Origin of the sequence: Kangiella sp., from assembly GCF_048265365.1 — a bacterium.
Lineage (GTDB): Bacteria > Pseudomonadota > Gammaproteobacteria > Enterobacterales > Kangiellaceae > Kangiella.
The window spans coordinates 392128-405400 of sequence record NZ_JBLXBT010000002.1; the positions used below are offsets into that span (position 1 = coordinate 392128).

The following is a 13273-nucleotide window of genomic DNA, read 5'->3' on the forward strand; positions in this document are numbered from 1 at the left end:
ACTAAGCATATCATTATGAAGAAAAAATTGGCGTGGATTTTGTTTCTAGTTGTTGCAGCATTTAGCTTCACAACCACCAGCAATGCACAAGAAAACCCTACCATATTAGTTCTTGGCGATAGCTTGAGCGCTGGCTACAACATTGACGTTGAACAAGGCTGGGTTGAGCTATTGAATCAAAAGCTCAAGCAGGAAGGTTATCCCCATACCGTCATCAACGGCAGCATCAGTGGCGACACCACCACACAAGGCTTACTGCGCTTACCGACACTACTCAAGCAACATGCTCCAGAGGTTGTCATCATCGAGCTTGGTGGCAACGATGCACTGCGTGGTACATCACCTACCGCCATCAAACGCAACCTCGGTAAACTCATCGACACCAGCAAACGCTCAGGTGCGGAAGTACTTTTGTTAGGAATCCAGATTCCACCCAACTATGGCCAACGATATGCACAAGCATTCTTTGACAATTATGCCCAGCTAGCGAATGAAAAAAAGGTGAAACTGGTGCCATTCTTCTTGGAAAAGGTTGGTGGCAATGATCAATTGATGCAGGAAGACGGTATTCACCCTAATGCCAAAGCACAACCGTTCCTCTTGGAAAATGTGTATACTAGCCTGAAAAATATACTATAAATATGAATATTCACCACCATGCTGAAAAGAATCCTAGTGCTACTGTTCTTATGCACAGTGACCACCCATGCTATTGCCAACATCCACTTTAACAATTTTACTCAAGAAGAGGGGCTCCCTGACAATAAAGTTTGGGCTATAACTCAAGACAACAATGGATTTATATGGGTGGGTACAGGAAATGGACTTGCAAAGTTTGACGGGTACAAATTCACCAGCTATAACTTAACCGATACAAACATCCTGTCTTTACCTACCAACCATATCAAATCCCTGTACGTAGATCGCTCTAATGACCTATGGATAGGCACAATGGATACGGGACTCATTCATTACAGTAAAGGGCAGTTTAAAACCTACAAATTACCATCTGAAGCCCCTCCGAAAGACATTTTAACTATAGATGGAACGAATAATCTTATTTGGCTAGGGACAGACAAAGGACTTTACACAATCAACCTGCTAACAGGTAGCGTTACACAGCCCACTACTCAACCACTATCTACATATCAAAAATCAGAGCCAAGCAAGGTCAACTCTATTATTAATAATGGAGTAGAAGTCTATGTGGCATTCGATTCCAGAATTCTGGTTTTTGATTTAAATAGCACTTTCAAAAAAGAACTAAAAATTAGATTCCCTGATACAAAATTAAGAATCAGAAAGTTAATTAAAGAGTCTGAACAATCATTTCTGATAGCTACCAATGAAAACCTCTATCGTTTTGATATAAAAGAAAACCTCCTAGAAACAATCTCGGATGAGATAAAAGGCTCTGTTATTCTTCATGCGATAGTCACTCAAGATAAGATACTTGTATCTATCTTTAAAAAAGGCTTACACCTCTTTTCAAATAAGCATGATTATTACTTAAACTCCGAGCAAAACACTAACTCCTTACCGCATGACGTTATAATCACCATGTTTCAATCCAGGGAAGGCGTTATATGGCTGGGAACGTTTGATGGGTTATCTAAAATAAGTCCTACCTTGAATAAATTTAAGTTGATTAGCAACCATTCAGAACAACCAAGCTGCCTAAAAACTAATAACATAATGTCTGTTAATAGCCTTGCAAATGAGGCAATGCTTATCTCATCTACAGAGCAAGTAATCCTCTACAGTCCAAGGAAAAATTCCTGCTATCAGATTAAACCACCTAAAGAGAGCGCTGATAGCCTATACCAGTATACTGTTTATGAATCGCTTGAGGACAGCCATGACAATATATGGCTAGCTTCTTCTTACGGTTTGGTAAACATTAATCAACTAGGCGAGGTTAAACGATCATCCACACTGGGTAAGGCAAATCCTCGCGTATACACACTAGATTTTTATGGTGAAAATCAGTTGCTCGCAGGAACAACTGAAGGTGTATTTCTTGTTGATAAAGTCACACTTAATATTACCCCACTTGACCCCAGCCACCCTATTTCAAATATGGCTGTAAATAGCATTAAAACTAAAGATGGAAATGCCTATATTGGCGCACAGGATGGCCTGTATAAATACAACGGAAGCAAGATCAATAAGATTCAAATAAATTCTCAGATTCCTATAGGAAGAGTCACCGACATTCAATTATCAGGCAGCTCAATATTTGTAGCATCAACTCGTGGGGTTATCTACGAAATTTCATATGAGAAAGAAACTCTGATAAATGAACATTATATAGATGCTCCAAATCATACCAAGAGTATCCAGGCATTGGAGTTTTCAGATAAGAATATACTTTGGGCTTCAACTCTTGATGGTCTATACAGACTAAACCTGAGTACTGGAGAGGTTAACCGATATACTCAAGAAAGTGGCCTTCAAGGTGACACATTTAATATAAGGGCATCAACTAAAGATGGAATGGGAAATATTTATTTTGGAGGTAGCAAAGGCATAACCTTTTTCAAGCCAAGAGATATTAATATTAAGTATAAGGAACCTTCTGTAGTTGCTACTAAGGTCAATATATTCGCAGACAAGGAAACGCAAACTGGAGAATCGAATTCATATGGTCCTCTTTCAATGGTTGTACCTGAGAGCCTTACCTTGCCCCATTCAGCCAATGACTTCAGTATAGAATTTGCAGGCATTCACTATGTTACACCCGAAAACATACAATATTCTTACAAACTAGAAGGAACCCATTCAAACTGGATAACAACTGAATCAAATAATAGACAGACCACCTTCAGCGACCTTTCCCCCGGAAACTATGAATTTAAAGTAAAGGCGAAATCTGACAATACCGACTGGAGCTCTGGTGACAACATTCTATATTTGCCCATAACTATTCTCCCTCCAATATGGTTAACTTGGTGGGCAAAAACTTTATATGTCCTATGCTTTATTATAATCATCTTATTCTATATAAACCTGCGCACCAGAAGAGCGGTAAAACAATCTAAACAACTTCAGGTAGAAGTGAATCAAAGAACACGTCAAATTGCTGCACAAAAATCGTTAATCGAGAATTTACTAGAAAAGAAAAACGAACTGTTTGCTAACATTTCCCATGAATTTAGAACACCTCTCACTTTGATACTGGGACCGATCCAAAAAGAATTAGACACACTTGAACAACCAAAGAACCATAAAAACCTTCAAATGATTCAACGCAATGCTAATCGATTGCTCATAATGGTTGAACAGATACTAAAATTGGCAGAGCTTAAAAAAGAAAGCCCAACGAATAAAACGGTAATCGATATCAACAAGCATTTGCATGACATTGCCGAAATGTTTAAACCACTTGCTCTAAGGAAAGACATTACGATCAATTACCATGAGTTTGCATCTTGTCGGTCTCTCATAGCAGATGACTCACTCGAGGTTATAGTGGGAAACTTGCTTTCCAATGCTATAAAGTACACTCCACCTGGAGGCGCTATCGAAATAACTTTGAACCAAGATGATGGCAACGCTGTTATAGCCGTATCTGATGATGGAGTTGGGATTGGGCAGGAACAACAGGAGCTTATCTTTGATAGATTTGTAAGACTCGAGCAAACCTCAGATATTTCGGGAACAGGCATAGGTTTATCGATCGTGAAAGAACTAGTCTTGTCTCATGGAGGCAACATCCAGGTTGAAAGCAAACCCGGAGTTGGTTCTAAATTTTACATCAAGATTCCCGTAACCGAACTTCCTGCTGAAAACCACACTCAGCTAAAATCAAGGACAATTTCTTATTTGTTAAACGATGAGCTTGCTATATATAAGCAGCAAGATGTAGATAATGTTTTCGATCCGTCAGACGACAGAGAGACTCTGCTTATTATTGATGATAATCCAGATATCAGCGATTACCTACAATCATTACTTGCACCACACTATAAGTGCTATACGTCACCCAGAGGGCAGCAAGGGGTCGAATTAGCATTAGATATTATCCCCGATTTAGTGCTGTGCGATATTATGATGCCAGGCATTGATGGCTATGAAGTTGCAGACCGATTACGCTCAGATAGCAGAACATCTCACATCCCCATTATTTTGCTCACAGCCAAAGGAGACAGGCTCAGTCGGATAAAGGGCTGGGATAATGATATTGATGATTACATGACCAAACCATTCAATGAGCACGAACTCTTATTGAGAATAAAAAATATTTTATCCATCAGGAATATATTAAAAGAAAAAGCATCAGAGATTGTTGGTACGGACTCGTTAAGAATGAACTCTGGCCTTAACGAACGAGAGCAAGAATTTATCAAAAAATTATATGACACTTTTGAAAGCTGCTACAAAGAGGAATCCACGACCAGAGAAAAAATTGCTAGCTTAATGGCTGTTAGTGAAAGACAGTTACAGCGCAAGGTCAAAGGACTGGTGAATAAGAACCCCATGGACTTGTTCAGAGATTATCGGCTCGAGAAAGCGAAAGACTTACTTTTGACTGGTAAGCAGATCAACTTAATATCTGACTTATGTGGTTTTAGCTCTGCGTCTTATTTTAGCCAGTGTTTTAAGGCTAAATTTGGTATTACCCCCAAAGAGTTTCAAAAGTAATAATTCTGATTTAAAAAAGGCAGCTTACATAAGCTGCCTTTTTACTTATTCTAAGACTTAGAATACTCTGTAATTCGCAACAGCATCTAAAACGACACTTTGACCAGTATAGTTGTCAGTCACTCTCACGCGTTGTGTTAACTTCTGACCTGGGCTAATAGCTCTTAGACATACTTTTCCTTCTTGAGTGGTGTTCATAATTGAATCACAAGTATTGTCTAAATATTCAACATTGAATTGACTAGAAGATTGGTTGACACCAATTACTGAAAAGACTGCAGTTGAATCACCGTTAATTGTGAAAGTAGAGCCAAAGCAACGATCTGCTCTTGCCTCGTCCCATCCTGTTGTGTCGATGTAACACGCAGCAGCAGCATCGCCTAGATTTGATGATGACTGAACTGAGTATGTGTTTGCCATTGCTGAAACAGACAGGCCTAATGTTAGTGCTGAAGCTGATGCTATACGGGTCAATACATTTAATTTCATTTTTAGATCCTCATAATTAAGTATTTTGTTGTTACGTCACAAACGGTAATTTCGTATTGCGACACCAAATACAATAGAGGATTATCAAAGTCCTTGGTGTGGAATAAAGGACCAAAACAGTCAATTTCAGGACAATCTTAACTGACTGTTTTATATGTAAAAATTGTTGATTTTAGAAATAAGGACTGCTTCTATTAAATTAAGGACAAATCACTATATAGTCGTTGACTCACTTGCTATCTACAATATATCTTCTTGAAACTTTAAATAATAAAGGAACTTTCCATTTTGAAATCACCATACTTAGCTTTAGCCATCATTTTATGCACATCCTTTTTCTCTTTGCTGTTTTCCTCCCCCCCAGCCTCAGCAGGCAATATAGGCTGGAAAACCTGTTATCACATTGACAGTGCTACAGGTTTATCAGCAAGGTTAGGGTTCATCAATTTATGGGAGACCTGCGAGAGCAGTGAAAAGATCATGAATAAACTTAACGAACAGCATTCCACTGGCATAGTGAGTTACAAGGACGGTAGCCAATCATACATTTCTGAATTGATCCATCGTGTAGATGATCCAAACTGTGTCATTGATACCAATACACACACTGAGCCCGACCTTTAGGATGCGTTACCAAACTAAGCTAAAGGTTAGTCTTAAAGTTTGATTCACATAAACGAACTAATTGTATAACCAAAGGAGTGACAAATGATAAGCAACAAACTAAAACTGCCTAAAGTTACCTTCATTCTAGTATCCGTTCTAGGTCTTTCAATTAATGTTCCAACAAAAGCTGGACACTTTACATCACCTAATTATGGTGAGTGTTATCACTACCATGTAAATAAGTGGGGATTTAAAGTCTTAGACTCTTACCTTGGGCCAAAAAATGCCTTCTATAGCTGTGCTCAGCTATACTACACCCAGGTAATGCAGGAGCATCAAGATGGTATGGTCATGTCAAATACGGGTCAAGAAGCATACCATTCAGAATTTCAAGAGCATTTAAAAGATAGACCTGATGATCCAAATTGTGTAATAGATACATACGATCCTATGGAGCCTAACCTATAAGTTTAACAAGGTGTCACCATAGCTAATTGAATCTATGGTGACACCATTTATCGAACCTAAAATCTCCAGGCGAAGCCCACCATCACAACCCATGGGTCAATTTGTACATCTACAGTGGTAGCAGTTACGCCATCAACTTTAACAGCCGCTTCTGTATCAATATCAACATACCAAACCGCTGTGTTGAAGTAGAAGTCATCGCTGATTTTCCAATCCGCACCTACTTGACCAGCCAAGCCAAACGAATCATCAAGCTCAAGCTGAACGTCGTCTGTACCCAATGCAGTTTTTAACTCGCCTGAAGCTTTTTCATCGAAGAATTTAGTGTAGTTTACGCCTAGACCAAAGTAAGGGCTGAAGTCGTCAGAGCCAAGCTCTGGGTAATACTGGAACGAAACAGTCGGTGGTAACTGTTTGGTCTCACCAATTGGCAATCCCGCTAAATCTCCAGATCCATTAATATCGTGCGTAAACGGCAATGCTGCTAATACTTCCAAACCCCAGTTATCGCTCAGCATCCAGGTACCGCTAAAACCTAAACCCGTAGCTGAATCGACGGTAACCCCATCATTAGCGCCCAACACGTTAGAGCTGTCATCATTAGGGCTAACCTGAGCCGCACCGACGCGCAAAATAAAATCGCCTTCTTTGTGCGCCAAAGCATCAACAGCTGTTAAAGACAATACCGCGCCAACCGCTACAGCAGTTGCTGATTTGATAAGTTGTTTCATGGTGAATTTCCTTCTTTGTTTAAGACGCAACAAAGATAATCCACCCAGGATTCAAAAACTTGACCTGGATCAATGGTTGCAACCCCGCAACTCATGAGTTTACTATTTATTGATCGGGATCAAGTTACTGTAGGCCCAGTACTTGAATAGGCAGAAAACTAAATAGAGGCTGACTACTCAGTCTGTTACTGATAGCATTCTAAAAGAAGAACATAGTATTACTAACTCATGAGTTGATTCAGGGGTTATAAAATGAAAAAGCTAACAATTCTAATCACGGCTATTCTATTAAATGCTTGCACCTACCCTCATGAGCAGCGTCATACCTACACCAATATAGTAGATGCAGGATACTTCGAAGGACGTTTTTATTCTCAGTCAGATCATATTGTTTTTGATATTGATTCGAAAAAGGTTGCCTTGGGTCATGTAGAATTTAATTTTATCGATTGCAGCGATGAAATATGGGAGTGTACCTCTTATGGGCTATTCCTTTTTGCAAAACCGAAAGGCTCATCAGGTTTAAATGATAAGTGGACATATGAAAACACAAATTTCACTGTTCTGGATGAAATAGCTGTGAGCGTCCTAGGGAAGAGAATTGCATGCAAGCAAATTCTTATAAGAGATGCTTACAATGAGCCTGATGGAAACTTTATATTGTTATTGTATTCGCAGAAGCATGGACTAGTAGGCTTTATTAAAAGTGAAGAGGATGAAGGGATTACAATCCAAAATACTTATTTGCTGGCCGATAAGACTGGAGTTCGATTACTCTAAAAAACACATACCAGAAGCAAGGCTCAAATAAAAAAGAATTGCAAACCCACCTCACAAAAAAAACCCCGACTGTGCGGGGCTTTTCTTTGGAGCTATTTAATTAAGCGATTGAGGCAACGGCTTTTTCAAAGCGATTCAGGCCGTCTTCAATTTCTTCGTCGGTAATGTTTAGTGCTGGCGCTAAACGAACAACGTTCATACCGGCGACAAGAACCATCACGCCATGTTGCCAACCGGCTTCAATAAATTGACGAGCTTTACCTTGCCATTTTTCGTTAAGCACTGCACCTAGTAATAGACCGCGACCACGCACGCTGGCGAAGACATCATATTTCTTACCAATTTCTTCCAGGCGGGCGACGATTTTTGCTGATTTATCGAGTACTGATTGCAACATTTCAGGTGTGTTGATGGTGTCGAATACCGCATTGGATACAGCACAACCTAATGGGTTACCACCGTAAGTGCTGCCGTGTGTTCCAGGCATGAAGCTAGCTGCAATTTTGCTAGTCGTTAGCATGGCGCCAATTGGGAATCCGCCACCCATCGCTTTAGCGGTAGTAAGAATGTCTGGAGTCACACCCATGCCCATGTAGGCATATAAATGACCGGTACGGCCTACGCCGGTTTGCACTTCATCAAACACTAGCAATGCATCGTGTTTATCGCATAACGCACGCACGCCTTTAACAAATTCTTCAGTGGCCGGAACGATGCCGCCCTCACCTTGCACTGGCTCCATCACAACCGCACAGGTTTTGTCTGAAATAATCGCTTCTAACGATTGCAGGTTGTTGTATTCAGCATGTGAAATACCGCCCGGCAATGGCTCAAAACCTTCAGTGTATTTCGGTTGGCCACCGACACAAACGGTAAACAGGGTACGGCCATGGAAGGATTGCTTGAACGAAATGATTTCATTTTTCTCTGGACCAAAATTGTCATTGGCATATTTACGCACCAACTTGAAAGCCGCTTCGTTGGCTTCACCGCCAGAGTTGGCAAAAAAGACTTTATCGGCAAAGGTTGCTTTGGTCAGTTTGTCTGCTAGCTCTAACGCCGGTTTGTTGGTAAAGACATTACTCAAATGCCAGATCTTATCGGCCTGATCTTTTAGTGCTTTAACCAAAGCCGGATGATTATGACCCAAGGCGGTTACCGCAATACCACCAGCAAAATCCACATAATCATTACCTTCTTGATCCCAGACACGCGAACCATCGCCACGCTCCGGAATGATAGTCGCTGGGTTGTAGTTAGGCACCATCACCTCATCAAAGGTCGCGCGAGTATAATTTGAATGTGCAGAATTGTCAGACATAAATCACCTTAGCTTGTGACAGGGCCAGAGTCTGTTGGCCAATCTGGTTCCCTGTGAATATGAGTCAAATGAAATAGGTCGGTATCATGTCCTTTTTTCTGCTAAAATTCCACCCCTGTACTAGTGTTTAGCTTAACTTTCGCTTGATTTTAAAGGGCTGACAGGTCGTACAAGTCTCTTATATTACAAACTGGCACTTCCTTTCTGTGGTGAGATTTCCTATTATCATCAACCGCTTAGGCTTCAGTGTCGCTAGTAAAAGATACATTTTCAGGAATTCAGGACTCTCTATCATGGTTATCAGACCAGCTCAACATACTGATTTAAAAGATATTTTGGCATTGGCTGCCAGCGCCGGAACCGGCCTGACAACCTTGCCCAATGACCCGGTTCGCATTGAGGACAAGATTAAGAACTCAGTGGATGCCATTAGCCGCGATATTGTTGAGCCTGGGCCAGAGTATTATTTCTTTGTGTTGGAAGATGAGGTTACTGGCAAGGTCGTTGGTACCTGTGCGCTGGTAGCAGCGGTCGGTATGGACGAAGCCTTTTATACCTACAAGTTAAGCACCGTAGTAAACACCAGTCATGATCTAGGTATTTATAACAAGCACAAAATTTTAGTGCTCTGTAACGACTACACGGGTGCGACTGAAATTGCCACCCTCTACCTTTCTCCTGACTATCGCGGTGGTATCAATGGCCGTCTGCTGGCGAAATCACGTTTTTTGTTCATGGCAGATTTTCCGCAGCGATTTTCCGATAAAGTCATTGCCGAGATGCGCGGCTTCAGCGATGATCAGGGCCGCTCACCTTTCTGGGAATCATTAGGTCGTCGCTTCTTTAGCATGGATTTTGCCAAAGCAGATGCCATCAGTGGTTTAGGCAGTAATCAGTTCATCGCCGAGCTAATGCCACAACATCCGATTTATGTGGACATGTTGTCCGATGATGCCAGACAAGCGATTGGCAAGGTTCATCCTGATACCAGCCCGGCGCTTGCCATGCTCAAGCGTGAAGGCTTCCGCTATCAGAATTATGTGGATATTTTCGATGCTGGCCCCACGATTGAAGTACCCAAAGATCAAATTAAGACTTATCGCGCCAGTCGCCTGGTTCCGATCCGCGTTGGCAAGCCTGAAGGCGAAACTGAAGCCATCATGATCAGCAACCGTCGTCTGCAAGAATTCCGCACTACGGTATTTGAAACTCGAATCGATACGGATGAACTCATTGTCAGTCAAGAGGTTCTCGACCGATTACAGGTCAAAGAAGGCGACACCGTTCGCGCAGCAAGCTTACGCAATAAACGATAAACACATTTTTAGCAGGTTTTTATATGTCAGATGTCTCGCACGCAAATTTAATGATCAATAATCAATGGCTCGCAGGTCAAGGCGACCGCTTTAGTTCGATTAACCCAGCCAGTGGCGAGGCCATCTGGCAAGGTAACGCTGCCACTGAAGAACAAGTGAGCCAAGCGATTGAAGCCGCACACAAAGCAGGTTGGGACTGGAGCCAGAAATCATTGGATGAGCGCATCGCCATCATGAAAAATTTTGAGCAGCAACTTAAAGATCATAAAGAAGAACTTGCTGAACTGATTGCTAAAGAAACTGGTAAACCTTATTGGGAAACGCTAACCGAAGCTGGTGCCATGGCCGGTAAAATTGATATTTCGATTCGTGCTTATCATGAGCGTACTGGGGTAAAAGAAGCTGAGATGGGTGCTGGTATTGCCGCAACTCGTCATAAACCACACGGCGTTTTAGCGGTGTTTGGCCCCTATAATTTCCCTGGCCATTTACCTAATGGTCACATTGTTCCAGCGCTGATTGCTGGCAACACCATTGTCTTTAAGCCAAGCGAGTTAACGCCAGCAGTTGCTGAGTTAACCGTTAAGTTATGGCAAAAAGCTGGCTTACCTGAAGGCGTTATTAACTTAGTGCAAGGCGAGGTCAATACCGGTATTGCGCTAGCAAGTCACCCACAAGTTGATGGCCTCTTGTTTACAGGTAGCGAAACAGTCGGCGAACTACTGCATAAACAAACTGGTGGCCAGCCAGGTAAGGTTTTAGCCTTGGAAATGGGCGGCAATAACCCGCTCATTCTGGGCGATGTTAAAGATTTGAAAGCTGCCGTTTATCACACCATTCAATCGGCTTATATTTCCGCCGGCCAGCGCTGTACATGTGCACGTCGTCTGTTTGTTCCGAAAACTTCGCAAGGCGATCAGTTCATCGAAATGCTTACCGAAGCAGTTAAAAATATTCGCGTCAGCCACTACAACGATGAAAATAAACCGTTTATGGGCCCAGTAGTTTCGGAAAAAGCCGCTAAAGATTTAATTCGAGCACAACAAAACCTGCTCGATAAAGGTGCCAAAGCATTAGTCAAAATGGAGCACATGAAAGAAGGTACAGGTTTTGTCAGCCCAGCTCTGTTGGAAGTCACTGACGTACCGCAAGAAGACGAAGAGTTCTTTGGGCCTATCTTACAAGTCTATCGCTATGATAATTTTGAAAGCGCCATTGCCGAAGCCAATAACACACGTTTTGGTCTATCAGCCGGTTTATTCAGCGATGACAAATCACAATACGATACATTCTATCGTCGCATTCGTGCCGGTATCGTCAACTGGAATAACCAATTGACCGGTGCATCAAGTGCCGCACCATTTGGCGGTATCGGTAACTCAGGCAATCATCGCCCGAGCGCATACTACGCCGCTGACTACTGCGCCTACCCGGTGGCTTCTATTGAAAACCCGGCATGTATCATGCCTGAAACGTTAACGCCTGGAGTAACTCTATAAATGAGCACTAATAAAAATATGGCTTACGAATTTAATTTTGATGGACTGGTTGGCCCAACTCATAACTATGCCGGTTTATCAGTGGGCAACGTTGCCTCAACTTCCAATGCAAACTTGATTGCCAAGCCAAAAGAAGCTGCCAAGCAAGGCTTGCAGAAAATGAAAGCACTGCATGACCTGGGCTTAAAGCAAGGCGTCATCGCCCCCATGGAGCGCCCAGACGTGGCTACATTACGTCGTTTAGGTTTTACTGGCACTGACTCTCAGGTCATCATTAAAGCCGCTAAACAGGCTCCTAAAGTGCTTGCCGCCTGTAGCTCAGCGTCCAGCATGTGGACCGCCAATGCCTGCACCATGGCGCCATCCAGCGATACCGCTGATGAGAAGGTTCATTTCACACCTGCCAACCTGGCCAATAAATTCCATCGTTCGATTGAACACTCAACCACTGGTCGAGTTTTGCAGGCTATGTTCAAGGACGAAAATCATTTTGTGCACCACCCTGCCCTTCCGATGGGTGATCACTTCGGCGATGAAGGCGCAGCAAATCATACGCGCTTTGTAGATGTGAACAGCGACAAAGGCTATGGCAAGAAAGGCTTACATTTCTTTGTTTATGGTAAGTACGCTTTTGATGACAGCAAACCCGCTCCACACAAGTATCCAGCACGCCAAACTTTTGAGGCCTCGCAGGCCGTTGCTCGTCTGCACATGCTGGACAGCGACAATGTGGTTTTCGCTCAACAGAGCCCGCATGTTATTGATAAAGGCGTATTCCATAATGACGTCATCTCAGTGGGTAATGGCAATGTATTGTTCGCCCACCAGAAAGCATTCCTAAATCAGATGCAGGTTTACACTGATCTTGAACGCGCGTTCGATGGCGAAGAGTTCCATGTGGTTGAAGTGGGCAACAGTGATGTGTCGGTTGAAGATGCTGTTAAGTCGTACCTATTTAACAGCCAGCTGGTAACTTTACCCGATGGTAAAATGGCGATTATCGCACCAGGGGAATGTGAATCAGTTCCTGCAGTAAAAGAGTATCTGGACTGGTTAGTCGATCAGGATACGCCTATTACCGAAGTCAAAATCTTTGATGTAAAACAATCCATGCAAAACGGCGGTGGCCCTGCCTGTTTACGTCAGCGCATCGTGCTCAACGAAACAGAAGTTAGTGCAATGAATCAAAACGTCATCATGAATGATGATCTGTTTGCAACACTTAACGCCTGGGTTGAAAAGCATTACCGCGACACATTAACTGAAGATGATTTAGCCGATCCGAGTCTGCTCAATGAATCTCGTATGGCACTTGATGAATTAACCAAAATCTTAAACCTTGGTTCGGTTTATCCTTTCCAAATGGTTTGAAAAAAATGAGATCAAAAAAAAGCCCGCTTTACGCGGGCTTTTTTATTC

General features: G+C 42.3%; 11 protein-coding genes. 8 read left to right on the forward strand and 3 right to left on the reverse strand.

Annotated features, from left to right (window positions below):
• The first annotated feature begins 15 nt into the window (after positions 1-15).
• Together ACN0VI_RS10975 and ACN0VI_RS10980 are read left to right on the forward strand one after the other, a co-directional pair.
• Positions 16-639 carry an arylesterase gene (locus ACN0VI_RS10975; protein WP_417446827.1) on the forward strand — a complete coding sequence of 208 codons (624 nt, stop codon included), beginning with the start codon at positions 16-18 and terminating at the stop codon, positions 637-639.
• A gap of 36 nt (positions 640-675) precedes the next feature.
• Complete coding sequence (locus tag ACN0VI_RS10980) at positions 676-4644, forward strand: ATP-binding protein (protein ID WP_417446828.1); 3969 nt, start codon at positions 676-678, stop codon at positions 4642-4644.
• A gap of 57 nt (positions 4645-4701) precedes the next feature.
• Here the strand turns inward: ACN0VI_RS10980 and ACN0VI_RS10985 are convergent, their stop codons facing one another.
• Positions 4702-5133: a hypothetical protein gene (locus ACN0VI_RS10985; RefSeq protein ID WP_417446829.1), complete on the reverse strand. Its 432-nt coding sequence runs from the start codon at positions 5131-5133 to the stop codon at positions 4702-4704.
• Positions 5134-5613: 480 nt separating this feature from the next.
• Here ACN0VI_RS10985 and ACN0VI_RS10990 point away from each other — a divergent pair, with 480 nt between their 5' ends.
• The gene (locus ACN0VI_RS10990) at positions 5614-5757 is read left to right on the forward strand and encodes a hypothetical protein (RefSeq protein ID WP_331891767.1); all 144 of its coding nucleotides are present in this window, start codon (positions 5614-5616) and stop codon (positions 5755-5757) included.
• An 84-nt stretch (positions 5758-5841) separates the two neighbouring features.
• Positions 5842-6207, forward strand: coding sequence for a hypothetical protein (locus ACN0VI_RS10995; protein WP_417446830.1), 366 nt, complete (start codon positions 5842-5844; stop codon positions 6205-6207).
• Between the two features lie 56 nt (positions 6208-6263).
• Here the strand turns inward: ACN0VI_RS10995 and ACN0VI_RS11000 are convergent, their stop codons facing one another.
• Positions 6264-6938: an OmpW/AlkL family protein gene (locus ACN0VI_RS11000; protein ID WP_417446831.1), complete on the reverse strand. Its 675-nt coding sequence runs from the start codon at positions 6936-6938 to the stop codon at positions 6264-6266.
• Positions 6939-7190: 252 nt separating this feature from the next.
• Between ACN0VI_RS11000 and ACN0VI_RS11005 the strand changes: the two genes are divergently transcribed.
• Positions 7191-7718 carry a hypothetical protein gene (locus ACN0VI_RS11005; protein WP_417446832.1) on the forward strand — a complete coding sequence of 176 codons (528 nt, stop codon included), beginning with the start codon at positions 7191-7193 and terminating at the stop codon, positions 7716-7718.
• A 100-nt stretch (positions 7719-7818) separates the two neighbouring features.
• Here ACN0VI_RS11005 and ACN0VI_RS11010 read toward each other — a convergent pair whose 3' ends face one another.
• Positions 7819-9039, reverse strand: coding sequence for an aspartate aminotransferase family protein (locus tag ACN0VI_RS11010; RefSeq protein ID WP_417446833.1), 1221 nt, complete (start codon positions 9037-9039; stop codon positions 7819-7821).
• A gap of 293 nt (positions 9040-9332) precedes the next feature.
• Here ACN0VI_RS11010 and astA point away from each other — a divergent pair, with 293 nt between their 5' ends.
• The 3 genes from astA to astB are packed head-to-tail and all read left to right on the forward strand — an operon-like array spanning position 9333 to position 13225.
• The gene (astA, locus tag ACN0VI_RS11015) at positions 9333-10355 is read left to right on the forward strand and encodes an arginine N-succinyltransferase (RefSeq protein WP_331891762.1); all 1023 of its coding nucleotides are present in this window, start codon (positions 9333-9335) and stop codon (positions 10353-10355) included.
• 23 nt (positions 10356-10378) lie between these two features.
• Entirely contained in the window at positions 10379-11854 is a 1476-nt protein-coding gene (astD, locus tag ACN0VI_RS11020) for a succinylglutamate-semialdehyde dehydrogenase (RefSeq protein ID WP_417446834.1), read from the forward strand.
• Positions 11855-13225: an N-succinylarginine dihydrolase gene (gene astB, locus ACN0VI_RS11025; RefSeq protein WP_417446835.1), complete on the forward strand. Its 1371-nt coding sequence runs from the start codon at positions 11855-11857 to the stop codon at positions 13223-13225.
• Positions 13226-13273 lie beyond the last annotated feature (48 nt).

What these genes read in the sequence shown, in the direction of transcription:
- astA (WP_331891762.1), top strand. Translation starts at nt 9,333, where the DNA reads ATGGTTATCAGACCAGCTCAACATACTGATTTAAAAGATATTTTGGCA.
- ACN0VI_RS10995 (WP_417446830.1), top strand. Translation starts at nt 5,842, where the DNA reads ATGATAAGCAACAAACTAAAACTGCCTAAAGTTACCTTCATTCTAGTA.
- astD (WP_417446834.1), top strand. Translation starts at nt 10,379, where the DNA reads ATGTCAGATGTCTCGCACGCAAATTTAATGATCAATAATCAATGGCTC.
- ACN0VI_RS10975 (WP_417446827.1), top strand. Translation starts at nt 16, where the DNA reads ATGAAGAAAAAATTGGCGTGGATTTTGTTTCTAGTTGTTGCAGCATTT.
- ACN0VI_RS11010 (WP_417446833.1), bottom strand. Translation starts at nt 9,039, where the DNA reads ATGTCTGACAATTCTGCACATTCAAATTATACTCGCGCGACCTTTGAT.
- ACN0VI_RS11000 (WP_417446831.1), bottom strand. Translation starts at nt 6,938, where the DNA reads ATGAAACAACTTATCAAATCAGCAACTGCTGTAGCGGTTGGCGCGGTA.
- astB (WP_417446835.1), top strand. Translation starts at nt 11,855, where the DNA reads ATGAGCACTAATAAAAATATGGCTTACGAATTTAATTTTGATGGACTG.
- ACN0VI_RS10990 (WP_331891767.1), top strand. Translation starts at nt 5,614, where the DNA reads ATGAATAAACTTAACGAACAGCATTCCACTGGCATAGTGAGTTACAAG.
- ACN0VI_RS11005 (WP_417446832.1), top strand. Translation starts at nt 7,191, where the DNA reads ATGAAAAAGCTAACAATTCTAATCACGGCTATTCTATTAAATGCTTGC.
- ACN0VI_RS10985 (WP_417446829.1), bottom strand. Translation starts at nt 5,133, where the DNA reads ATGAAATTAAATGTATTGACCCGTATAGCATCAGCTTCAGCACTAACA.